The sequence below is a fragment of the Streptomyces sp. NPDC048197 genome (assembly GCF_043202395.1).
Taxonomy (GTDB): domain Bacteria; phylum Actinomycetota; class Actinomycetes; order Streptomycetales; family Streptomycetaceae; genus Streptomyces; species Streptomyces siderophoricus.
Genome location: NZ_JBIDAJ010000007.1, coordinates 104,000 through 125,095 on the forward strand (window position 1 = coordinate 104,000; position 21,096 = coordinate 125,095).

The 21,096-nt window shown below is 70.4% G+C and carries 20 protein-coding genes; 4 read left to right on the plus strand and 16 right to left on the minus strand.

Going from position 1 to position 21,096, the window contains the following annotated elements; all coding sequences use genetic code 11:
- Positions 1 to 34: 34 nt before the first annotated feature.
- Genes ACGF4C_RS12425 through ACGF4C_RS12435 form a run of 3 tightly spaced genes read left to right on the plus strand, consistent with a single transcriptional unit; the run spans position 35 to position 4,563 of the window.
- The gene (locus tag ACGF4C_RS12425) at positions 35 to 2,524 is read left to right on the plus strand and encodes a hypothetical protein (protein WP_393565612.1); all 2,490 of its coding nucleotides are present in this window, start codon (positions 35 to 37) and stop codon (positions 2,522 to 2,524) included.
- Complete coding sequence (locus tag ACGF4C_RS12430) at positions 2,521 to 3,528, plus strand: phosphotransferase family protein (protein WP_393565614.1); 1,008 nt, start codon at positions 2,521 to 2,523, stop codon at positions 3,526 to 3,528. The genes ACGF4C_RS12425 and ACGF4C_RS12430 overlap by 4 nt, the downstream gene beginning before the upstream one ends.
- An 18-nt stretch (positions 3,529 to 3,546) precedes the next feature.
- The gene (locus ACGF4C_RS12435; RefSeq protein WP_393565616.1) at positions 3,547 to 4,563 is read left to right on the plus strand and encodes an aminoglycoside phosphotransferase family protein; all 1,017 of its coding nucleotides are present in this window, start codon (positions 3,547 to 3,549) and stop codon (positions 4,561 to 4,563) included.
- A gap of 14 nt (positions 4,564 to 4,577) precedes the next feature.
- Here the strand turns inward: ACGF4C_RS12435 and ACGF4C_RS12440 are convergent, their stop codons facing one another.
- Entirely contained in the window at positions 4,578 to 5,627 is a 1,050-nt protein-coding gene (locus ACGF4C_RS12440; protein ID WP_393565618.1) for a LysR substrate-binding domain-containing protein, read from the minus strand.
- A gap of 62 nt (positions 5,628 to 5,689) precedes the next feature.
- Here ACGF4C_RS12440 and ACGF4C_RS12445 point away from each other — a divergent pair, with 62 nt between their 5' ends.
- Entirely contained in the window at positions 5,690 to 7,009 is a 1,320-nt protein-coding gene (locus ACGF4C_RS12445; RefSeq protein WP_393565619.1) for an MFS transporter, read from the plus strand.
- Between the two features lie 140 nt (positions 7,010 to 7,149).
- On the opposite strand, the gene ACGF4C_RS12450 is transcribed toward ACGF4C_RS12445, so the two are convergent.
- From ACGF4C_RS12450 to ACGF4C_RS12520, 15 genes are all read right to left on the minus strand, one after another.
- Positions 7,150 to 7,743, minus strand: a complete 594-nt coding sequence (locus ACGF4C_RS12450; protein ID WP_393565621.1) for a Uma2 family endonuclease — start codon at positions 7,741 to 7,743, stop codon at positions 7,150 to 7,152.
- Positions 7,744 to 7,840: 97 nt separating this feature from the next.
- On the minus strand, positions 7,841 to 9,118 hold the full coding sequence (locus tag ACGF4C_RS12455) for a thymidine phosphorylase (protein ID WP_393565623.1): 1,278 nt from the start codon (positions 9,116 to 9,118) through the stop codon (positions 7,841 to 7,843).
- 194 nt (positions 9,119 to 9,312) lie between these two features.
- The gene (locus ACGF4C_RS12460) at positions 9,313 to 9,624 is read right to left on the minus strand and encodes a DUF6087 family protein (protein WP_393565624.1); all 312 of its coding nucleotides are present in this window, start codon (positions 9,622 to 9,624) and stop codon (positions 9,313 to 9,315) included.
- Positions 9,625 to 9,698: 74 nt separating this feature from the next.
- Positions 9,699 to 10,865, minus strand: coding sequence for an ATP-grasp peptide maturase system methyltransferase (gene tgmC / locus ACGF4C_RS12465; protein WP_393565625.1), 1,167 nt, complete (start codon positions 10,863 to 10,865; stop codon positions 9,699 to 9,701).
- The gene (tgmB, locus tag ACGF4C_RS12470; protein ID WP_393565626.1) at positions 10,862 to 11,830 is read right to left on the minus strand and encodes an ATP-grasp ribosomal peptide maturase; all 969 of its coding nucleotides are present in this window, start codon (positions 11,828 to 11,830) and stop codon (positions 10,862 to 10,864) included. Before tgmB ends, tgmC begins: the two co-directional genes overlap by 4 nt.
- Positions 11,830 to 12,114 carry a putative ATP-grasp-modified RiPP gene (gene tgmA / locus ACGF4C_RS12475; RefSeq protein WP_393565628.1) on the minus strand — a complete coding sequence of 95 codons (285 nt, stop codon included), beginning with the start codon at positions 12,112 to 12,114 and terminating at the stop codon, positions 11,830 to 11,832. Before tgmA ends, tgmB begins: the two co-directional genes overlap by 1 nt.
- A gap of 147 nt (positions 12,115 to 12,261) precedes the next feature.
- On the minus strand, positions 12,262 to 12,630 hold the full coding sequence (locus ACGF4C_RS12480) for a hypothetical protein (protein WP_393565630.1): 369 nt from the start codon (positions 12,628 to 12,630) through the stop codon (positions 12,262 to 12,264).
- Positions 12,627 to 12,851 (minus strand): hypothetical protein, encoded by a 225-nt coding sequence (locus tag ACGF4C_RS12485; RefSeq protein ID WP_393565632.1) that lies wholly within the window; start codon positions 12,849 to 12,851, stop codon positions 12,627 to 12,629. Before ACGF4C_RS12485 ends, ACGF4C_RS12480 begins: the two co-directional genes overlap by 4 nt.
- A gap of 276 nt (positions 12,852 to 13,127) precedes the next feature.
- On the minus strand, positions 13,128 to 14,318 hold the full coding sequence (locus ACGF4C_RS12490; protein ID WP_393565634.1) for a helix-turn-helix domain-containing protein: 1,191 nt from the start codon (positions 14,316 to 14,318) through the stop codon (positions 13,128 to 13,130).
- A 103-nt stretch (positions 14,319 to 14,421) separates the two neighbouring features.
- On the minus strand, positions 14,422 to 15,063 hold the full coding sequence (locus tag ACGF4C_RS12495) for an HAD family hydrolase (RefSeq protein WP_393565636.1): 642 nt from the start codon (positions 15,061 to 15,063) through the stop codon (positions 14,422 to 14,424).
- A gap of 189 nt (positions 15,064 to 15,252) precedes the next feature.
- The gene (locus ACGF4C_RS12500) at positions 15,253 to 15,648 is read right to left on the minus strand and encodes a cytidine deaminase (protein ID WP_393565638.1); all 396 of its coding nucleotides are present in this window, start codon (positions 15,646 to 15,648) and stop codon (positions 15,253 to 15,255) included.
- Positions 15,645 to 16,934 carry an ABC transporter permease gene (locus ACGF4C_RS12505; RefSeq protein WP_393565640.1) on the minus strand — a complete coding sequence of 430 codons (1,290 nt, stop codon included), beginning with the start codon at positions 16,932 to 16,934 and terminating at the stop codon, positions 15,645 to 15,647. The genes ACGF4C_RS12500 and ACGF4C_RS12505 overlap by 4 nt, the downstream gene beginning before the upstream one ends.
- Positions 16,931 to 18,037 carry an ABC transporter permease gene (locus ACGF4C_RS12510; protein ID WP_393565642.1) on the minus strand — a complete coding sequence of 369 codons (1,107 nt, stop codon included), beginning with the start codon at positions 18,035 to 18,037 and terminating at the stop codon, positions 16,931 to 16,933. The genes ACGF4C_RS12505 and ACGF4C_RS12510 overlap by 4 nt, the downstream gene beginning before the upstream one ends.
- Positions 18,034 to 19,662: an ABC transporter ATP-binding protein gene (locus ACGF4C_RS12515; protein ID WP_393565869.1), complete on the minus strand. Its 1,629-nt coding sequence runs from the start codon at positions 19,660 to 19,662 to the stop codon at positions 18,034 to 18,036. The genes ACGF4C_RS12510 and ACGF4C_RS12515 overlap by 4 nt, the downstream gene beginning before the upstream one ends.
- Positions 19,663 to 19,844: 182 nt before the next feature.
- On the minus strand, positions 19,845 to 20,879 hold the full coding sequence (locus ACGF4C_RS12520) for a BMP family ABC transporter substrate-binding protein (protein ID WP_362146959.1): 1,035 nt from the start codon (positions 20,877 to 20,879) through the stop codon (positions 19,845 to 19,847).
- Positions 20,880 to 21,096 lie beyond the last annotated feature (217 nt).

Sequence of the window (21,096 nt, forward strand, 5' to 3'; positions counted from 1 at the left end):
CTGGCGGCAGCACCAGCAACCGGGGGGATACGGCATGCCGATCGGGCCGCGATACCGACGGGTTTCCGCACTGCAACGGCAGTTCTTCGACCGGGAATCGGTGCTGGCCGCGTACGAGGCGGCTCTGGGCCGGCTGCCCGCCGGCCCGGACCCGCAGGTCTTCAACGTCGTGGGCATCGGAGGGATCGGAAAGTCCCGGCTGCTGCAGGAGCTGCGGAACCGCACCGGCCAGAGCTACCGTACGGCCCGCCTCGACCTGCAGGTCCCGGCGTTGCGGCAGCAGGAGGACGCACTGGCCGTGCTCCGTACCGAGTTCGGTGCGCAGGGCGTGAAGTTCGACCGCTTCGACATCGCGTACGCGGTCCTGTGGCAGCGGGTCCACCCCCAGCTGCGGATGGACCGTTCCAGTACGCCGTTCGCGGAGCAGAGCGACGTCCTGTCGAAGATCCTCGACGACGCCATGGGGTTCCCGGTGTTCGGTACGGCGGCGGGGCTGGTCCGGCTGACGGACCGGGCGCTGTCCAACCGGCAGCGAAAGCAGCGCATCAAGTCCGACCCCACGCTGCAGGACCTCGACAACCTCACCAACGCCGAGCTCGGCTACGCCGTTTCGTACCTGCTCGCCGAGGAACTGCGGGAGGCGAGCGGCGACCGGCCCTATGTGCTCTATGTCGACGCCTACGAGGCGCTGGTGCCCACTCCGTTACCGGGTGGCAAGAGCTTCGGTGCCGATGCCTGGCTGCGTGATCTGCTGGGCCAGCTGCAGGGCGGACTGACCGTCGTGGCCAGCCGCGAGCCGCTGCAGTGGGCGGCGTACGACGAGGACTGGGCCTCGGTGATCCAGCACGTCCCGGTCGAGGGCCTGCCGATGGACGCCCGGCTCGATCTGCTGTCCGCCGCGGGCATCACCGAGGGCGGCCGGCAGCGGTCGATCGCCGAGGCCAGCGCCGGAGTGCCGTTCTATCTGCACCTCGCCATCGACACCTACCTGCAGAACCCCGCCCGGCTGGAGACGACGATCACCTCCGAGCACATCGTGCAGCGGTTCCTGCAGCACGTACCGCCGGACGAGGTACGGATCCTCGAACTGCTCAGTGTGGCCCGCACCTTCGACTTCGGGGCCTTCCGCGCGCTGGGGCGGGCGTTCAACCTGCCGGCGCACCTGCTGACCTGGGAGTCGCTGACCGCCTATTCGTTCGCCTATCCGCTCTCCCAGGGCTGGTACCGGCTGCACCAGCTCATGGTGGCCGCTCTGCAGTCCCACCTCTCCCCCGCGGTGAAACGGTCGGTCCACGACCGGCTGCGCGCCTACTGGGAGGACGTGGCCGACCGCCTCGAAAGCAGCCCCGACCGTGCCGGCGTCTCCCGTTCGTCACCCCTGCGCGAGGCCGTCTACCACGGTCTGCACGCGGAAGCGATCAGCGCGGAGCAGATCCACGAGTACGCCGACCGCGGGATGGCCATGGGTGGCCGGCAGGTGGTCGACGGCATCGTGAAGGACCTGCGGGACTATCTGGCGGCCCGGCCCGGAGGCGACAGTTCCGTCCGGGAGGCCGCCGACTGCCTCGAAGCCGAGTCCCTGCTGTCGCTGGGCAATGCCCGGGCGGTGATCGAGCTCGCTCCCGAGGTGGACCGGCGGGCCGGCACCGCCGTCTCGGCGAGGCTCTCCCTCGCCGCCGCCAATGCCCGCAGGATCGCCGGTGAGAGCCGCACGGCCGCCCGGATCTTCCAGCAGGTCTGGGAGGAACAGTCCGGACCGGTGCGGGTCTCCGCGGGGTTCTGCCTGGCCGACATCAGGATGTGGCAGGGGGACTTCGCCGAGGCCTTCGACCTGGCCGAGGCCGTGTACGGGATGAGCCGGGCGGACAAACCCGTCGTCCGTGCGGATGTGAAACGGCTGCTGCACCTCGGCCACCGGTTCCTGCTCTCCTTCGACGCGGCAGCGGACCTGCTGCAGGAGGCCGAGGCGGAATACCGGCGCGCCGAGGACCCCTTCGGCCTCGCGAACATCCGGACCAACCGCGCCGAGCTGCTGGCCTTCACCGATCCGGAGGCGGCCGTGGCGGAGGCCGCCGAGGCGCTGGCCGTCCAGCGGGAGCTGGGGGCCCAGCACGAGATCGGCAAGGCGTACACCGCCATGGCGATGGCGCAGATCCGGCTCGGGCAGCCCGAGCGCGCCTCCTCGTCCTTCCTCAGCGCGTACGCGGCGCTCGACCGGGCCGGCTACCGCTCCGGGAGGGCGCGCGCCGACATGTACCGGGCCTTCCTGCTGCTGCAGCAGGGCGACCGGGGCGGGGCGCTGTCGACATGGCGCCGGGCGGTGGCCGAGTTCAAGGCGTGCGACGTCTATCCGTCCCTGGTGATGGCCATCCACCGGGCAGCCGTCCGGCTCGGCGAGGAGGACGGCTGGCTGGCCGACGCCGCGCTGCGCGCCCGGGCCGGCCTCCGGCCCCTGGGCACGCTGGACGCGCTGGAACACCGCACGGACGAGGTCCTGTCCCTGTTCCTCGGGGCAGCCGCATGAGCTGGCACGCGCTGTACAACGCGGCTCTGCGCAGCACCGACGCGGCGGCGGGCTACTACAACCGCAATGCCGCACTGGACACCCCGGACGGCCGGGTCAACGTCCGCATTCCCCTCGCGGCCGCCGACGTGATGGACGTCCGGGTCTGGCGCGAGGAGGAGGTGCTGGCCGCCGTCCGCCCGTATGTGGACTACGCGCCGGAACTCCGCCACGTCTCCCACGCCCCGCGCTTCCAGGTCCAGAGCTTCATCGCGGGTGACATCCTCAACGACTTCTCCCCGCGCCGGAGCGCCGTACCGGACCATGTGATCGACGATACGGTCGCGCTGATGGGGCAGCTGACGGCGATCCCCCAAGGGAAGATGCCGCCGCTTCCGGAGGGCTGGCCCGCGCCGGGGGACGCACCGGCCTTCGGGCAGCGCCTGGCGCAGCTGACGCGGACGATCCACGCGGACCACCTGCCGGCGTACGGCCGGGTCTTCGACCACTTCGGGTTCCCGGCGGATCCGCTCGCCCCGGTCAGCGGACGGTGGAACGCCCTGACCCCACGGCCGTTCGCCGTGCTCCACGCCGATCTGCACCGCAAGAACATGATCGTGACCGCCGGCACGACCTGGTTCATCGACTGGGAACTCGCCCTGTGGGGCGACCCGGTCTACGAAGTCGCCCTCCACCTCCACAAGATGGACTACCCGGACGACCAGCGCGAGGACCTGCTGCGCCACTGGCTCCGGGCCCTGCCCCCGGAGACCACCGCCGGCTGGCGGCGCGACCTCACGACGTACCTGTGGCACGAGAAGATCAAGTCGGCCATCGTGGACACGGTCCGGTACTCCAAGCAGCTGGCCGCTCCCGGAACGGATCCGGCCACACGGGACGGCCTCATCGCCCGTCTGGCGAAGAAGGTGAATGCCGCCCGCCTGGTGTGGGGACATGTTCCCGACGTGACTCCGGCGCGGATCCGCTCCGGACTGCGCTACGGACCGACGCACCCAGGCCCCTGAAAGGGCGGTGGACAGCGGATGGACGCGATGGCCTTGTACCAGGAAGCGCGCGTACGGCAGGACGCGCTTTCCGGGTACTACAACAGCAATGTCCGCGTGGACTCGGCCGACGGGCCCGTGATGGTCCGCATCCCGGCAGGCGGGGCGCCGACGATGGACCTGACGATGTGGCCCGAGCACGCGGTCCTCGAAGCCATCCGCCCCTACGTCACCTCGGCACCGCAGCTGCTCCACGTAGAGGCGGACCCCCCGTTCCAGATCCACGAGTACATCGCGGGGACCTGCCTCGACGAGGTCTGCCCGGCCGGCACCCCGCTGCCCGCCGGCGTGCTCCGCGACATCGGCACCCTGTTCTCCCAGTTGCTGCGCGTGCCCGCCGCCAAACTGCCCGGCGTGCCCGCCGACTGGCCCGCGGACGGCGACACCGCCGGATTCGTGGCCCTGCTCCTGCGTCTGGTGCGGACCATCCGCGCCGACGGCGACGAGGCGACCGGGCAGCTCTACCGCGACCTGGGCGTCCCGGAAGACCCGTGTGCGCTCCTGGAACAACGGGCGGAAACGCTGCGGAGCCGGCCCTTCCGCCTCCTCCACGCGGACATCCACCGGCGCAACGTGATCACTCACCGGCATCGCACGGTCTTCCTCGACTGGGAACTCGCGCTGTGGGGCGACCCGGTCTACGACCTGGCGGACCACCTGCACAAGATGTCCTACCTGCCCGCCGAGCGGGACCGGACGGTCGCCGCCTGGCAGCGGGTGGCACCCGCGGGGTGCCGGGTGGGGTGGGAGGACGCGCTCGCCTTCTACCTGGCCTTCGAGCGCATGAAGTCCGCGGTGGTGGACACCGTCCGCTGGGCGCGACTGATCGCCGCCGCTCCCACGGCGGCCGAGCGCCGGACCCGCGCCGGCGAACTCGCGGACAAGCTCCGGGCCGCCCGCCCCTTCTGGCCCCCGGGCCCCCGCTCCGGCAGCTCCCCGTCCGACATCGAGCACGCGGTGGAGCGCTGGACCGGCCGTCGGGAACCGCAGGGCTAGGGCGGCGGCGCCCGTCATCGTGGCAGCAGGCGTCCCCGTCTGCTCAGCAGGAACTTCTTGAAGGCGGCGACCGGTGGGGTGTCGGGGTGGCCGTCCAGCCAGGCCACGCCGATCTCGCGGACCGCGCGCGGGGCGGTCACCGTCAGTTCGGCAACTCCCGGGCGCGGTACGGCCGGTGGCGGCAGCAGGGCCACGCCGAGACCGGCCGCGACCAGTCCGCGGAGCGTCTCGGCCTCCTCGCCCTCGAACGCCACCCGCGGGGCGAAGCCCGCCTCGGCGCACAGCGCGTCGGTGATCCGGCGCAGCCCGTAGCCCGGTTCGAGGGTCACGAACAGTTCACCGGCGGCCTCCGCGAGCCGGATGCGTTTGCGGGCGGCCAGCGGGTGGTCGTCCGGGACGACCAGCCGCAGCTTCTGCTCGTCGAGCCGGCGGGCGACCAGGTCCGGGTAGTCCGGCACCGGCGAGGTCAGGCACAGGTCGAGGTCGCCGGCGCGGAGCCGTTCGATCATCGCCTCGCCGTAGTTCTGCACGAGCTGGAAGCGGACGCGGGGGTGGTCGGCGCGGAAGCTGCGGATCAGCCCCGGTACGGTCTCCGGCCCGAGGGTGTGCAGGAAGCCGAAGGCGACCTTGCCGGCGGCCGGGTCGACGTCGGCGCGTACCGACTCGGTGGCCCGCTCCAGGTCCGCCAGCGCCCGTTCGGCGGAGGCGAGGAAGGACCGGCCGGCCGGGGTGAGGGAGAGCGTACGGCCGTGCCGGGCGAAGAGCGCGACGCCGAGGTCGTCCTCCAGCCGGACGATGGCGCGGCTGAGGGTCGGCTGCGGCACGCCGAGCTCCTGCGCGGCCCGGGTGACGTGTTCGTGCCGGGCGACGGCGGTGAACTGGGCGAGCCGCGGGGCGAGCACCGCCGCCCACGACCCGACACCGAGCTCGGCCGCCTCGCCGGCCTCCGCGCCGCCCGCCCCGCCCCGGCCCGCTTCCGTTCCCCGGTTACGCCTCCCCGCCGCAACATCATTTCTGTTGCGACCTTGCAACAGCGACCCCTCTGACCTCTGCTCATGCGACACAGCATCGATTATGCCGTTTCCATGCATTGGACGCATGAACTGTCGGGTCCTACGGTCGAAGCATGCCTCCCGCTGATACCGGGGCGTCCGTCACCGACCGTGCGGCCGCCTCTCCCCAGTCGTCCACCAGCTCCTCTTCCTCCGCCGCCGCGCCCGACCCCGAAGCGGGCAAGCTGCGGCCGGGCGGCCCCGGTTACCGCCGGATGAGCTTCGCCCTCTTCGCCGCCGGAGTGGCCACCTTCGCCCTCCTGTATTCCACCCAGGCACTGCTGCCCGCCATCTCCGGCGACCTCGGGGTCTCCCCGGACCAGGCGAGCTGGACGGTTTCGGCGGCCACCTTGGGACTGGCCCTCGGCGTGATCCCGCTGAGCGCGGTGTCCGAACGCTTCGGGCGGCGCACGCTCATGACCGCATCGCTCTCGGTGGCCTCGGTGATCGCCCTGCTGGTGCCGTTCGCGCCGTCGCTCGGCGTCCTGATCGCGCTGCGCGCCGTCCAGGGCGTGGCGCTGGCCGGCCTGCCGGCGTCGGCGATGGCCTTCCTGGCCGAGGAGGTACGCGCCAAGGCGCTGGTGGCGGCCATCGGACTGTTCGTGGCCGGCAACAGCATCGGCGGGATGTCCGGCCGGATCGTGACCGGCTGGGTCGCCCAGGGCTGGGGCTGGCGGGCCGCGCTCGGCGCGGTGGGGCTGATGGCCGTGGTGTGCGCGGTGACGTTCCGGCTGCTGGTCCCCAAGGCCCGGCACTTCGCGCCCCGTTCGGTCGGCCCGCGGGCACTGGCCCGCACCCTCGGCGGCCACCTCGCCGACCCGCTCCTCCGTCGCCTGTACGCCATCGGCGCCCTGTTCATGACGGTCTTCGGCGCGGTCTACACGGTCATCGGCTACCGGCTGGTCGCCGAGCCGTTCAACCTCCCGCAGGGCATCGTCGGTTCGGTCTTCGTGGTCTACCTCGTGGGTACGGCCTCCTCGGCGGCGGCCGGCCAGTTGGTCGCCCGGGTGGGCCGCCGCGGCGCGCTCTACCTGGCCGTCGGCACCACCTCGACGGGCCTGCTGCTCACCCTCGCCGACTCGGTCGGCGCGGTGCTCGCGGGCCTGGTCCTGATCACCGCCGGTTTCTTCGCGGGCCACGCGGTCGCCTCGTCGTCGGTCAGCCGCACCGCCAAGACGGCCCGCGCCCAGGCGTCGGCCCTCTACCAGTGTGCGTACTACGTCGGCAGCAGCCTGGGCGGCGCGCTCGGCGCCGCCGCCTTCCACGCGGTCGGCTGGCAGGGCACCGTCCTCCTCGGCCTCGCCGCGATGCTCGGCGCCGCGTCGATCACCCTCTACGCCACCCGCAAGGCCGTAGCGGAACGCCGCCTCCTCCACCTGGCCCGGGCGGCGTAACCCCACCTGCGCGAGCAACTCCCACGCGGCCGGGGCCCCGTAGTCCCGCCCGCCCCTCGACCGAAGGGCCCGTCCCGCCACCTGTCCTGGCGGGGCGGGTCCTTCGTCGTGTGCTGTGTTGCAGATCGGGCGGTATGTCGTCAGTCGACGGGGAAGACCCCGGTGTCCAGGGCGAGGTCGAACGGGGCGGGAAGTTCCAGCTCGTCGCCGAATTTCACGGCCTGCAGCACGCGGTAGACGTCGCCGGCCGGTTCGCCGTAGAGGGTGATGGCCGGACCGGCGGGGGCCCAGCGGTCGACGAGCAGGTAAAGCGGGACGCCGGCTCGGGCGTAGCCCGCCGCCTTCGCGATCCGGTCGTTGCTCGCGTTGGACTTCGAGGTGACCTCGACGATCAGCTTGGCGGCGGACGCCGGGACGTACTCGCCGGTCTTGGCGAGCACGACATCGTCCGGAACCACGGCGATGTCGGGGATGTAAAGGCCCTTGCGCAGGGGAATGCCCGTCCCGAGAGTCTGGTAGATGTCCCAGTCCTCCGGAAGCACCGAGTACAGCCGGCGCTGGACCTTCGCGGCGATGAAGTTGTGGCTGTTGTCGGGCGGCGGCGACACAGTGACGATCCCCTCGATGATCTCCACCTTCCAGCCCTCGCGTGCGTCCGCCTGTTCCCAGATACGGACGAGGTCGTCCCACTCGGGGCCGTTGCCCTCGGCGTGGTCGACGGTGAGTGCGCTCATGGCGGTCTCCTCTATCGCTACGTCACCGATCCCAGCATGCCGAACGGGACCGGCGCCGGTCCACCGATCCCGTTCACCCGTACGAGGAAACCGCAGGTCAGCCGATGCGTTCCAGGACCACCGGGCTCGCCGTGAAGGTGGTGTCGGGGGCGCCGATCAGCACTCCGCCGTCGAGGGCCTCCAGGGCGTAGGGGAGCTTTTCGGGGGTGTCGGTGTGGAGGGTGAGGAGGGGCTGGCCGGCGGTGACGCGGTCGCCGGGCTTGGCGTGGAGTTCGATGCCGGCGGCGGCCTGGACCGGGTCCTCCTTGCGGGCGCGGCCGGCGCCGAGGCGCCAGGCGGCGAGGCCGACGGCGTAGGCGTCGAGGGTGGTGAGGGTGCCGGTGGCGGCGGCGGTGACGGTGTGCTGTTCGCGGGCGACCGGGAGCGGGGCGTCCGGGTCGCCGCCCTGGGCGGTGATCATGCGGCGCCAGTGGTCCATGGCGGAGCCGTCGGCGAGGGCCTTGGCCGGGTCGGCGTCCGGCAGGCCGGCCGCGTCGAGCATCTCGCGGGCGAGGGCGAGGGTGAGGTCGATGACGTCCTGGGGGCCGCCGCCGGCCAGCACCTCGACGGACTCGCGGACCTCGAGGGCGTTGCCGGCGGTGCGGCCGAGGGGGGTGGCCATGTCGGTGAGCAGGGCGACCGTTCGCACCCCGTGGTCGTTGCCCAACTCGACCATGGTGGAGGCGAGTTCACGGGCGTCGTCGAGGTGCTTCATGAAGGCACCGGAGCCCACCTTGACGTCCAGGACGAGGGAGCCGGTGCCCTCGGCGATCTTCTTGGACATGATCGAGGAGGCGATCAGCGGGATGGACTCGACGGTGCCGGTGACGTCGCGCAGCGCGTAGAGCTTCTTGTCGGCGGGTGCCAGGCCGTCGCCGGCGGCACAGATCACGGAGCCGACGTCGCGGAGCACGTCCAGCATCTCGGCGTTGCTGAGGTGGGCACGCCAGCCGAGGATGGACTCCAGCTTGTCCAGGGTGCCACCGGTGTGGCCGAGGCCGCGGCCGGAGAGCTGCGGTACGGCCGCGCCGCAGGCGGCGACCAGCGGGGCCAGCGGCAGGGTGATCTTGTCGCCGACGCCGCCGGTGGAGTGCTTGTCGGCGGTGGGCCGGGGCAGCGAGGAGAAGTCCATCCGCTCACCGGACGCGATCATCGCGGCGGTCCAACGGGCGATCTCCTTGCGGTTCATACCGTTGAGGAAGATCGCCATCGCCAGGGACGACATCTGCTCGTGAGCGACCTCACCGCGGGTGTAGGCGTCGATGACCCAGTCGATCTGATCGGGGGTCAGCTCGCCGCGGTCGCGCTTGGTACGGATGACGGAGATGGCGTCCATGGACGGTTCCTTTCGAACGGGTAGGTCCGTTCTACACGCATAGACGCGGGGGTGGCCAGGGTGGGTGGGCGGGGATGCGGCGAGCCCTTGATCCGCTGGGGCGCAGAGCACTGCGCCCCAGGCTGATGTCGGCTACATCGTCCAGCGGTGGACCGTCCGGCCGGCGCGGTGTAGGCCACGCGGCCGGACGGTCCCTAGCGCTCCGACCTTGGCGCCTGGGGCTTACGGTGCTTGCCGGTGCCTGCGCCGAGCTTGGGCGCCGGCCCCGGAGCCGGGGCCGGGGACTCGATGACCCCGGGGTACAGGATCCGTTTCGCCTCGGCAAGGTCGGACGCGAAACCGTGGGGTTCCCATGAGTATCCGTTCCATCGCTGGATGGCACGGGGTGCCTCCGGGTTCACATGCGCCCCTTTGGGGCCGTCACCGGTGACGAGGGGAATTGCGCGGAGCCGTCCGACCTTCGCGTAACGGCGCTCCGCCCATTCCGACAACGGTTCGTCGTCCATCTCGCATCCTTACGATCCGGTGGCTGCTCCCCAGGAGGGTAGGGGGCCGCCGGGGTTGATCGCTTCGCGCTCTTTCATGCAAGGCGGTGATGCCAGCGCAGCGACGGGCTGTCCTCGATCCAATAGGTGTGGGCCTTGTTGTCGAGCTGGAGCTGTACGGCGGTGATGTCCGGGCTTCCCGCGTCCCGCCATACAGTGAGGGCCTGCTCGATGTCGTCCCACAGAGCCACCGGGCCGCCCTGGCGGACGGTCCAGCCATCGCCGTCAGACGTGAATTGTGCGAAGGACTCGCGCTCCGGGTCGAAGAGGTACAAAAGCTCTGGTCCCTCGCGCGTCGACGCGCGAACGAGGTGTGCGCCGGGCGCGGCAAGCTGGGCGAGGAAGGCGGGCATCCACTCCGCCAGCATGACCGGCGCCATCTTCGTCGCGCGCTCGCTGTCGGGGAAGGCCGTGCGTGCGGACAGGTCGCCGGCCGGCGGGACCACGGCCTGCGCCCGAGCCTGCATGAACGAGGAGCGGCCGATGATCCACCCCTCGGCGGTCCCGTCTTCGCCCACGGTCACCTTTGCCAGACCCGTGCCGTAGGGCCAGGAGCCAAGGGTCGCGAGAATGATGCCGCCCGGCTTCGTCTGCCGGATCCAGGTGTGGGGGATGCGGCGCACGGCACAAGTGGCGATCACCCGGTCATACGGGGCGCGGCGGGGATGCCCCAGGAGCCCGTCCCCCGTCACGGTCCATGTCGAGAACCCGGCTGCTTCCAGCGCGGCGTCTGCGCGGGCCGCCACATCGGGGTCCACCTCGACCGTGGTGACGTTGTCTTCGCCGAGGCGGTGGCACATCAGGGCCGAGGAGTAACCGGTGCCGGTGCCGATCTCCAGCACCTGGTGCCCGTCTTCCACATCCAGGCTCTCGATCATGCCGACCACGGTGACGGGCGTGGTGGACGAGGACGTGGGCACACCTGTCACAAGGTCAGCGGCCTGGTCGGCGGTGAGGTGACCATCGAGCTGAGTGGTCAGGGACTGGTCGCTGTAGGCGGTCTCCGCCCACTCCGCCGGGTCGGCTCCAACCGCTGTGACCGGTCGCCAGCGGCCACCGCCCACGGGCAGGAAGACCCCGGGGTTCAAGAACAGCTCACGCGGTACGGCCTCAACCGCCGCCCGCCATTGGGGGGTCGTAAGGACACCGGCCTTCTCCAGCCTGTCGGCAAGGGCACGTCGCTCGGATGCGGTTTCCGTCATGGGGCGGGCTCTCCTCGGGTCAGCAGGTCGGCGAACGTGGCGGACATTTCCAGGCCGGTCTTCTCTTCCAGCCACCCCCATTGGCCGTTCGGATTCAGCTCCAACCACCAGTAGTCACCCGCCCGGTCAACGGCGAGGTCGAAGCTCCCGGACACCAGCCCGAAGCGGCCCAAGTAGGCGAAGAGCGCCTTCTCCACGTGATCAGGCAGGCCTACCACTCTGTAGGAGAGGGCGGAGTAGTCCTTGCGCCAGTCCAGGAGGTCGGAGTCGATCCGCACAGGGAACGCTCGCCCGCCGACCACCAGCACTCGCACGTCGGCGATCTTGTCCACGCGGGCCTGGAACAGGTGCGGCGTCACGCGCACGCTGTCATCGATCTCCGCGGCGGTGACCGGGTCTGCCCACCCTGTGACCGGAACTCCGTCTCGCTTGTACGAGGTCCACCGCAGTGTCTTGTAGATCACCTGACCGTGTGCGGCGATGAACTCCCGTGCTTCTTCGGGGTCATTGGTCACAAGGGTCGACGGCACTCTGAGGCCAAGCCGCTGGGCGACAGCGAGTTGAGCAGGCTTGTAGTCGGCCGCTGCATTACGAAGGGGATGATTGACCCATAGCGGGTCTTCGAGGGCGTAAAGGGTACCGCCGAGCCCATAGCGAACCTGCGCGGCGGCGAACCGCGCATCGTCGTCGCGCAAGTACGGGAAGTCGGGCCAGACGGGGCGGCGCCAGTACACCGCTCGCACGCGATCCAGGTCGACGGTTCTCGACACGGTGCGCACCTGCCCGGCCACTGGGGCCGGGCAGGCGCCGAACCGGGCCGAGACCGTCAGGCATCCGCCGATGTCGGCGGGGTTGAACCTGACCACCGGCACGTTTCGCCGGTTGAGTTGTGTGATCACCATGTCGGCGGTGACATCGTCCGCCTCGGTGGCCACCAGTACCGGCCTCTCCTCGGTCGCAGGCATCAGTCCTGCTGGCTGTCCTGGTCGTGGCCCTGGTCGTTCTGCGAGTCCGAGTTCGTTGTCGTGGAGGTCTCGGTGCCGGAGCTGGTGCCGTGCTTTCCCATCTCGACCACCTGGCCGGCGTGGTCGCGGAACACGCCGAGTTGCGTGGCGGGGTCGACGGTGACCGTAGCGTGCGAACGGCGCAACGTGGCCGGATACGGCGCGAGTCGACCGGCGCCCCAGGGGCGGGTGCTGGTGAGGTACGTAGCGGATGTGGCGCTCTCGGTCTCAGCGGTCGCGGCCATGCCGCGCCCCCTCTCTCTCGTCGGTCCCGGCCCGGCTGGGCACGGGAGTTGCCCGTCCGTCGCCACGGATCGGGCTCTGCCACCGGTCGGGTTGTCGGCCGTGATGGCGACGGCCGCTCCGGCGGGTGAGTGTGCACCACGCGCGGATCAGACGAACGCGTCTGCAGGAAACCGCGACTCGCCGCCATCACCGCCGCCCGGAGCGGCATCGCCGTCGGGTTCGTCACCGTCCGGGGCGGGCAGCCGCGCGCCTCTGCTCTCCGCCACCCGGTGCACATCGGCCAGGGACGCGGTCAACACGCATGCCAGTAGATGGACTTCATCAGGGGTCCAGGTCCGTCCGGCGAGGAGGGGGCGGGCTTCCTGGATCAGTTCAGCGGCCGAGCTGAGCTGTGCCGCCTCCACGTTGTCGGCCAGGCGGGACACGTATCCGTTGCCATGGCCTGCCAGGTAGCACGGCTTCCCGTCCGGGCTGGACCACGGCAGCAGCCGCGCGTTGTTCATCGGGTTGATCACGCTGTCGCCCCCACGGCATGCATCACGTACGGCCCGACGTCGATGCCTCGTGGAGCCAGCCACAGCACCTGTCGCCGCTGGTGCTGTGAGCGGCGCTGTTGTAGCTCTGCGGGCGTGAGCAGATACGGGCGTACCAGGGCCGAGTCCTCGCCACGCAGCAGTACGGGCTGCCGGACGGGCCTGCGGTGCGGGGCGAGCGTCGGTGCGTCCTCGCACCTCATGGCGGGCAGTGCGCCGACGTACCGGTGGCAGCCTCGCGCGGGAAACAGCAGCCGCAGCAGCAGGACTAAGAATCTCGCTGTAGCGTCGGACATGTTGTCAACTCCCTGGCAGTTGATGGCCATGTCCCCGGACGTCAGCAGCGTCGCGGGGTCTTCCGTGAGCCAACGGCGACAAAGGCCGGCCAGCCGCGTTCAGGTGTGCACCGCGGCCTGGTTGGGCTCAGGAAGAGACTGGCCCTGCGCGTAGCCCCCAAGTACCCCTGCGAGGGGTACCGTTCAGGCGCTCGCCCCGGCGTGACACCACTCGGCGAAGCTCGTCAGACTCTCGGCGTCCGCACGCTTCAGACGACGCAGCGTTGCCGCATCCTCCCGCACCCACTGGTGCTCCCGGGCGTGCTGCGGCGCGATCCGGCGGGCCACCTTCAGCGACTCGAACGCGGCATCCGGCCGACCGGCCCAGAGTTGAGTGCGGCCGAGTTCGATGTAGAAGCCCGAGCGGCGCTCCGCCGGCAGGCTCCACGGCGGCTTCCATTCGCGGGCGAGCCGGAGAGCCCGGTCCAGGTAGTCGTCACCGAGACTCACGGCCACCGAAACCTCGTGGATGCGCACACTGTCCGGTCCGAATGCAGTCCCTCCGTAAACGTCCTCCCTCACCCGGTCGCCGAGGGCACGGGCGGCATCGAGGTGGAGTGCCGCCGCGTCCCCGTTTCCGGCCCGTCCGGCGATCACCGCGGCCCGCATGTGCAGCGCGCCACGGGCCGCCAGGGCCTCAGGGGCATCATGTCGCGGAGCACGATCCAAAGCCTGTTCAAGGGCACGTAACCCCACGGCATGTGTCTGGGCACCGAAGTGGACCTCCGTACGGACGTAGGCCACCGTGGCATCCACGAGCGGATTGTGAGCCTGAGGTGCCGCCCACCGCATGAGGTCGATGAGACGGGCTGAGAGGTCCTTCGCCCCGTACTTGAACGCGACGGCGTCGGCTGCTCGGCATGCGTCCGCCAGCAGCCGTGCCATCACAGGCTGGTCGTGCGGCGCCGCGGCTCGCAGCGCGCGGCACAGCTCGGCGAGGAGCCCAGGGACGGTGCGGCCGATGCGCGCATACTGCGCGCTCAGCCGGTATGCGACGACCGAAGCGACAGCCGTACGGAGCGCCGGCAGTTCGCGGCACGGCCCGTCCTCCGGCGATTCGTATGCGGCAAGGACTGCGGAGAGTCCCGGCATCGCCTCGTGCACACGGTCGTCCGGGCGTTCCCGGTCCGGCAGCAGGCGGCTGGGGTCGGTGTCCAGTGCGTCCGCGAGGGCAGTCAGGACAGCGTCGGAAACTCCACGTTCGCCGCGCTCGACCTTCCGGATGGTGCCCAGTGCGACACCGGCAGCACGGGCGAGGTCGACTTGGGTGAGGCCAGCGATGCGCCGCTCGTAGGCGATGCGGGGGCCTGCCCCCTGATACACGGTGCTGGGCATACGGTCTCCGTTCGGCGCGGCCACTGCGAACCGTACCCGCGTCGTCACTGTCCGGGTAGGCGGATACCCAGCTCCGTCACATGGGCAAGGCCGAGAAGTCACCTCACCCCGGTAGGAGCACGCCCGTCAGCTCCGCCAGACTCCCGATCCGCCAGTCCGCGGCGCGCGCGTACTCGCTGTCCGCCCACAGGTGCCCGAGCGGCCCGCGGCACAGGTGCGCAGTCCGCATCCCGGCCCGCCCCGCCGGCACCACGTCGTTCTGCGGGTGATCACCGACGTACAGCACTTCGTCCGCCGCGACCTCCGCCAACTCAACGGTGCGGGCGAAGAACGCAGGGTCCGGCTTGGCCACGCCCCACTCCCCGGACACCGCAAGCGCATCCACCGGCAGGTCGAGGGTGCGCAGCAACTCCCCTGCTCTGCGTGTCTGATTGCCGGCGACGATCACTCGGATCCCCGCCTCCCGGAGCGTGGCCAGGGACGACCGGACGTCGGGGTACAGGTCGGTCTCATCGAGGAATTCGCCGCAGCCGGCCCGCTCCATCGCAGCCCGCTCGGCCTCGACGTCGATGTCCGGCCGTACGAGCCGGAGCGCGTCGGCGTTGTCCCGGCCCTGTGCGACCACCGCACCGACCAACGCGGACAGCGTGTGCCGACTGACACCAAGCCAATCGGCCCACGCCCCCCACCCGCGGTCGTCCCTGATGAGGGTCTCGCCGATGTCGAACGCCACTGCACGGATCATGCGAGCAGCCTAGGGCGAGCCGACGCCGGTGCCGCTGTCAGCGGTCCCCGTCGGGGGTGGGTGGCGGGGGGTGGGTGGCGGGGGGTGCCATGCCCCAAGCGGGCGATGGCACCCCTAGGGCCGTACAAGCAAGCCACCGGCCTCGCCCGCCACCCCTCAGAAGGCCCGCCCCTAGGTCCCGCCCGCCCCTCAACCCCCCAAATGCCCCGCCCCGAACGCCTCCGGAAGCAGGTAGGAGAGCGGATGGATGCCGGAAGGGGTGTCCACCAGGAGGTCCGGGCCGCCGTGTTCGTGGAGGAGTTGGCGGCAGCGGCCGCAGGGGACCAGGGGGTTGCCCGCGCCGTCGACGCAGGTGAAGGCGGTCAGGCGGCCGCCGCCGGTGGCGAAGAGGGCGGAGATGAGGCCGCATTCGGCGCACAGGGCGAGGCCGTAGGAGGCGTTCTCGACGTTGCAGCCGGTGACCGTGCGGCCGTCGTCCACGAGGGCGGCGGCCCCGACGGGGTAGCCGGAGTACGGGGCGTAGGCCCGGGACATCGCGTCCCGGGCCTGCGCACGCAGCGACTCCCAGTCGGGAGTGGTGCTCACTTGCCTTGGCCTCTCCGGTAGATCTTGCCGATGGCCTTCGGCGGCCGCAGTCGTTGCGAGGCCAGCGAGAGCACCAGCAGCGTAGCGATGTACGGGGCGACCCCGACGATCTCCAGCGGGACCGTGTCGGTGGTGGTGTACCAGACGGTGAGCAGCACGGCGGCGACCAGGCTGATCACGGCCTGCGGGCGCTGCCCGGCGCGCAGCTTCCACACCGCCAGGCCGACCAGCAGCACGGCGAGCAGGAGCAGCAGCGCGTGGACGGTGGGGCCGCCGCCGCGCAGCTGGAGCGCGTCCATGAAGCCGAACAGGCCGGCGCCCATGGCGACGCCGCCCGGCCGCCAGTTGCCGAAGATCATGGTGGCGAGGCCGATGTAGCCGCGGCCGCCGGTCTGGCCGTCCTGGTAGATGTGCACGTAGATCGCGAGGAACGCACCGCCGAGGCCGGCCAGTGCGCCGGAGGCGATCACCGCCGCGTACTTGTAGCGGTAGACGTTGACGCCCAGCGACTCGGCCGCGATCGGGCCCTCGCCGCAGGAGCGCAGCCGCAGGCCGAAGGAGGAGCGCCACAGGACGAAGAAGCTGAGCACGAAGACGACGGCGGTCAGCAGGGTCAGCCAGGAGACGTTGGTGACCAGGGAGCCGAGGATGCCGGCCACGTCGGAGACCAGGAACCAGTGGTGCTGCTCGACGGAGTAGAGCCAGTCGGACAGACCGGGGACGGTGAACGTCGGCATGTCGGGCATCGGTGGCGACTGCTTGTCGTTGCCGCCGGCGGCCGCCGCCGCGCTGCCGTCCGCGCCGAACCACAGCTTGGCGAGGAACTGCGTCAGGCCGAGCGCCATGATGTTGATGGCGACGCCGGAGATGATGTGGTCGACGCCGAAGGTGACGGTGACGACGGCGTGCAGCAGTCCGCCGAGCGCGCCGCCGACGATGCCGGCCGCCGCCGCGGCCCAGGGGCCGTGCTGCCAGCCGACCGCGCCCGCGGAGAAGGCGCCGAGCATCATCATGCCTTCGAGGCCGATGTTGATGACGCCGGAGCGCTCGGCCCACAGACCGCCGAGGCCGGCCAGGCCGATCGGCACGGCGGCGTTGAGCGCGGCGATGTACTGGCCGGATTCGGTCAGGTTGTTGGCGCCGGTGATCACCCGCAGCAGGGACAGCAGGATCAGGCTGCCCGAGATGATCAGCAGGACCTTGGGGTAGCTGAGCTTGGCCCGGGGGGCCTTGGGCTTGTGGTGGTGGGGGCTCTGGTCGACCGGAGCCGTGAGGTTCGTACTCACGAGGACACCTCCGCCTTCTCGGTCTTACGGGCCTGGGCGGCGAGCTCCGCGCCGACCTGCCGCTGCTGGAGTCTGAGGCCGTAGCGCCGTACGAGTTCGTAGGCGACGACGACGCACAGGACGATGACGCCCTGCATCACGCCGACGATCTCCTGCTGGTAGTCCTCGAATTCGAGCTGGGTGCCGGTCCGTTCGAGGAAGCCCCACAGCAGCGCGGCGGCGGCCATCCCGAGCGGGTGGTTGCGGCCCAGCAGCGCGATGGCGATGCCGGTGAAGCCGATGCCGATGGGGAAGTCGGTGCCGTAGTTGTACGAGGACCCGAGCAGCGTCGGCATGCCGATCAGGCCCGCCGCGGCACCGGACAGCAGCATGGAGGTGACGATCATCCGCTTGACGCTGACGCCGCCCGCCTCGGCCGCGGACTCGGACTGGCCGACGGTGCGGAGGTCGAAGCCGAAGCGGGTGCGGTTGAGCACGAACCAGTACGCGAAGCCGACGACCACGGCGATCACGAGGAAGCCGTCGAGGGGGGCGGGCTGGGTGGGGATGGTGAAGAAGTGGCTGGAGGCCGGGAGGTTCGGCGTGTGGAAGAGGTTGCCGTCCTTGACCGCGAGCCGGCCGTCCTGGAGGAAGTAGCCGATGACCGCGGCCGCGATGGCGTTCAGCATGATCGTGGTGATCACCTCGCTGACGCCGCGGGTGGTCTTCAGCAGACCCGCGATGCCGGCCCAGACCGAGCCGACCAGCATCGCGACGATGATGATGATCGGGATCTGGAGGAAGCCGGGGAGGGTCAGCGCACCGCCGACCACCGCGGCGAAGAACGCCGCGATGCGGTACTGGCCGTCGACGCCGATGTTGAAGAGGTTCATCCGGAAGCCGATGGCGACGGCCAGCGCGGACAGGTAGTAGGGGACCGCCTTGTTGATGATCCAGACCTGGCTGTCGCTCTTGGAGCCGAAGTCGGCCATCACCAGGTAGGCGTGGATCGGGTCCTTGCCGGTGGCCATGATGATCACCGAGGTGATGGCCAGTGCCGCGACGATCGCCAGGACGGGCGCGGCGATGCCCAGGATCAGCTTGTTCTTGTCGATCTTCTTCACTCGGACTCCCCCTCCTGGGACGAGCGCGGCTCCTGCTCCGCGGCGGAGTCGTTGTCGATGTGCGTGAGATGGCCGCTGGCGGCGCCGGTCATGGCCGAACCCAGCTCCTCAGGGGTGATGGTGGCGGGGTCCGCGTCCGCGACGAGCCGTCCGCGGTACATCACCCGCAGGCCGTCGGACAGGCCGATCAGCTCGTCCAGGTCGGCGGAGATCAGCAGTACGGCGAGACCTTCGTGGCGGGCGGTACGGATCTGGTCCCAGATCTGTGCCTGGGCGCCGACGTCCACGCCCCGGGTGGGGTGCGCGGCGATCAGCAGTTTGGGGTGGTGGCTCATCTCACGGCCGAAGATCAGCTTCTGCTGGTTGCCGCCGGAGAGCGAGGCCGCGGTGACGTCGATGCCGGGGGTGCGGACGTCGTACTCGGCGACGATCCGCTCGGTGTCCGCGCGGGCGGCCTTGAGGTCGAGCAGCCGGCCCTTGGCGTTGGGCTTCTGGGTGACGTGGCCCAGGATGCGGTTCTCCCACAGGGGGGCCTCCAGCAGCAGGCCGTGCCGGTGGCGGTCCTCGGGGATGTAGCCGATGCCGTCCTCGCGCCGGGTGCGGGTGGGCAGGTGGCTGATGTCGGTGCCGTCCAGCGTGATGGTGCCGCCGTCGGGGTCGCGCATCCCCATGATCGCCTCGACCAGTTCGGCCTGGCCGTTGCCCTCCACGCCCGCGATTCCCAGGACCTCGCCCTTGTGGATGGTCAGCGACACGTCCTCCAGGACGGTGCGCTCCACCCCCTCCGCGTCGGCGGTGGTCAGCCGCAGCCCTTCGACCTTCAGCATCTCCACGTCCGTGACGGTGGACTCGCGGGTCTGCGGCGAGGGCAGTTCGCTGCCGACCATCAGCTCGGCGAGCTGCTTGGGCGTGGTCTCGCCGGGGACGACGGAGGCCACGGTGGTGCCGCGCCGGATGACGGTGATGTCGTCGGCGACCGAGAGCACCTCGCCCAGCTTGTGGGAGATGAAGATGACGGTCAGGCCCTCGGCCTTGAGTTCGCGCAGGTTGTCGAAGAGCGCGTCGACCTCCTGCGGGACCAGCACGGCGGTCGGCTCGTCGAGGATGAGCGTGCGGGCGCCGCGGTAGAGGACCTTGAGGATCTCCACGCGCTGGCGGTCGGCGACACCGAGGTCCTCGACGAGGACGTCGGGGCGGACGCCGAGGCCGTAGCGGTCGGAGATCTTGAGGATCTCGGCGCGGGCCTTGGCGCCGATGCCGTGCAGCTTCTCACCGCCGAGGACGACGTTCTCCAGGACGGTGAGGTTGTCGGCGAGCATGAAGTGCTGGTGCACCATGCCGATGCCGCGGGTGATGGCGTCGGCCGGGCTGTGGAAGCTGACCTGGTCGCCGTCGATGCGGATGGTGCCCTCGTCCGGCTTCTGCATGCCGTAGAGGATCTTCATCAGCGTGGACTTGCCCGCGCCGTTCTCGCCGACCAGCGCGTGCACGGTGCCGCGGTGGATGGTGATGTCGATGTCGTGGTTGGCGACGACTCCCGGGAACCGCTTGGTGATCCCGCGGAGTTCCACCGCCGGTGCCGCGGCGGGGGCGCTGTCTGCCTGGGGGCTGCTGGACGCTTTGATGGCGCACTCTCCTCGGGGGACAGGGAGTGGTACGAAGGAGCGGGGAGGTGAAGATATCGCGCCAACTCCGCGCTACGCGCGTAGTGTTGACGCCGAAAAAAGCCGAAATACCTGCCGGGTCGATCCGGCGAACGGCCCGGCGCGGCGGCGGGTGGCCGCCGCGCCGGACCGCAGAGACGCTACTACTTGGCGGGGGTCTCGCTGACCTTCACCTGACCCGACGCGATCTTCTTCTTCGCCGCGTCGATCTTGGCCTGGATGTCCTTGATGAAGCCGCCCGACGTGGACAGCCGCACACCGTCGTCCTTGAGCGTGTAGCTCTTGTTGCCGGTCAGCGGCTTCTTGTCGTGCACGCTCTTGACCAGGTCGTACACCGCCACGTCGACGTTCTTCATGACCGACGTGAGGATCGAGTTCTTGTACTGGGCCAGGCCCGGCTGGAGGTACTGGTCGGAGTCGACGCCGATCGCCCAGGTGCCCTTCTTGCCGGCGACCGTCTCGATCGAACCGTTACCGGACTGGCCGGCCGCGGTGTAGATCACGTCGATACCGGCGTCGAGCATGCCCTTGGCCTTGCCCTTCGCGGCGGCCGGGTCGTTGAAGCCCTTGTCGTCGTTGGCGTAGAGGTACTCGGAGGTGACCTTCGTCTTCGGGTCGGTGTCCTTGACGCCCTGCTCGAAGCCGGCCTGGAACTTCTGGATCAGCGCGTTGTTCACGCCGCCGATGAAGCCGACCTTGTGGGTCTTGCTCTTCAGCGTGGCGGCGACACCGGCGAGGTAGGAGGCCTCGTTCTCGGCGAAGACCATGCCGTAGACGTTCTTGGCCTGGGAGGGCGAGTCGACGACGCCGAAGGTGGTCTTCGGGAACTGCTTGGCGACCTTGTTGACGGACTTGCCGTAGTTGAAGCCGACGCCGATGACGGGGTTGTAACCCGCCTCGGCCAGCGAGGACAGGCGCTGCTCGCGGTCCGCCTCGGTCTCGCCGTTCTTGGCGGTCATCATCTTGGACTTCACGCCGAAGTCCTTCTCGGCCTTGTCCACGCCACGAGCCGCCGCCTCGTTGAACGAGTGGTCGTCCCGGCCGCCGACGTCGAAGGCGAGCCCGACGCCCTTGTCCTTGCCGCCGGACTCGGTGGACGACTCGCCACAGGCGCTCAGGGAGAGAGTGAGGGCCGCGGTGGCAATGCCCGCGGCAACGATCTTGGATACCCGGTGCACGAGGGCCCCTTCGACTCGTAGCGCCTCCATTGGCGCTGGCTTGTCGGAGATTAACGCGCGTAGACCTGGCGGAAAACCCTCCACTGTGTGGACGTTATCGATTTGTCTCTCAGGGCCTTGATCGCGATGTGGCGGGCGCCACGGCCTCCGCTGCGAGGTTCAAGATCGCACCGAGGAGGCCCGGGGCCCGGTTTCCCTGGGGTCCGGGCCCCGCGTC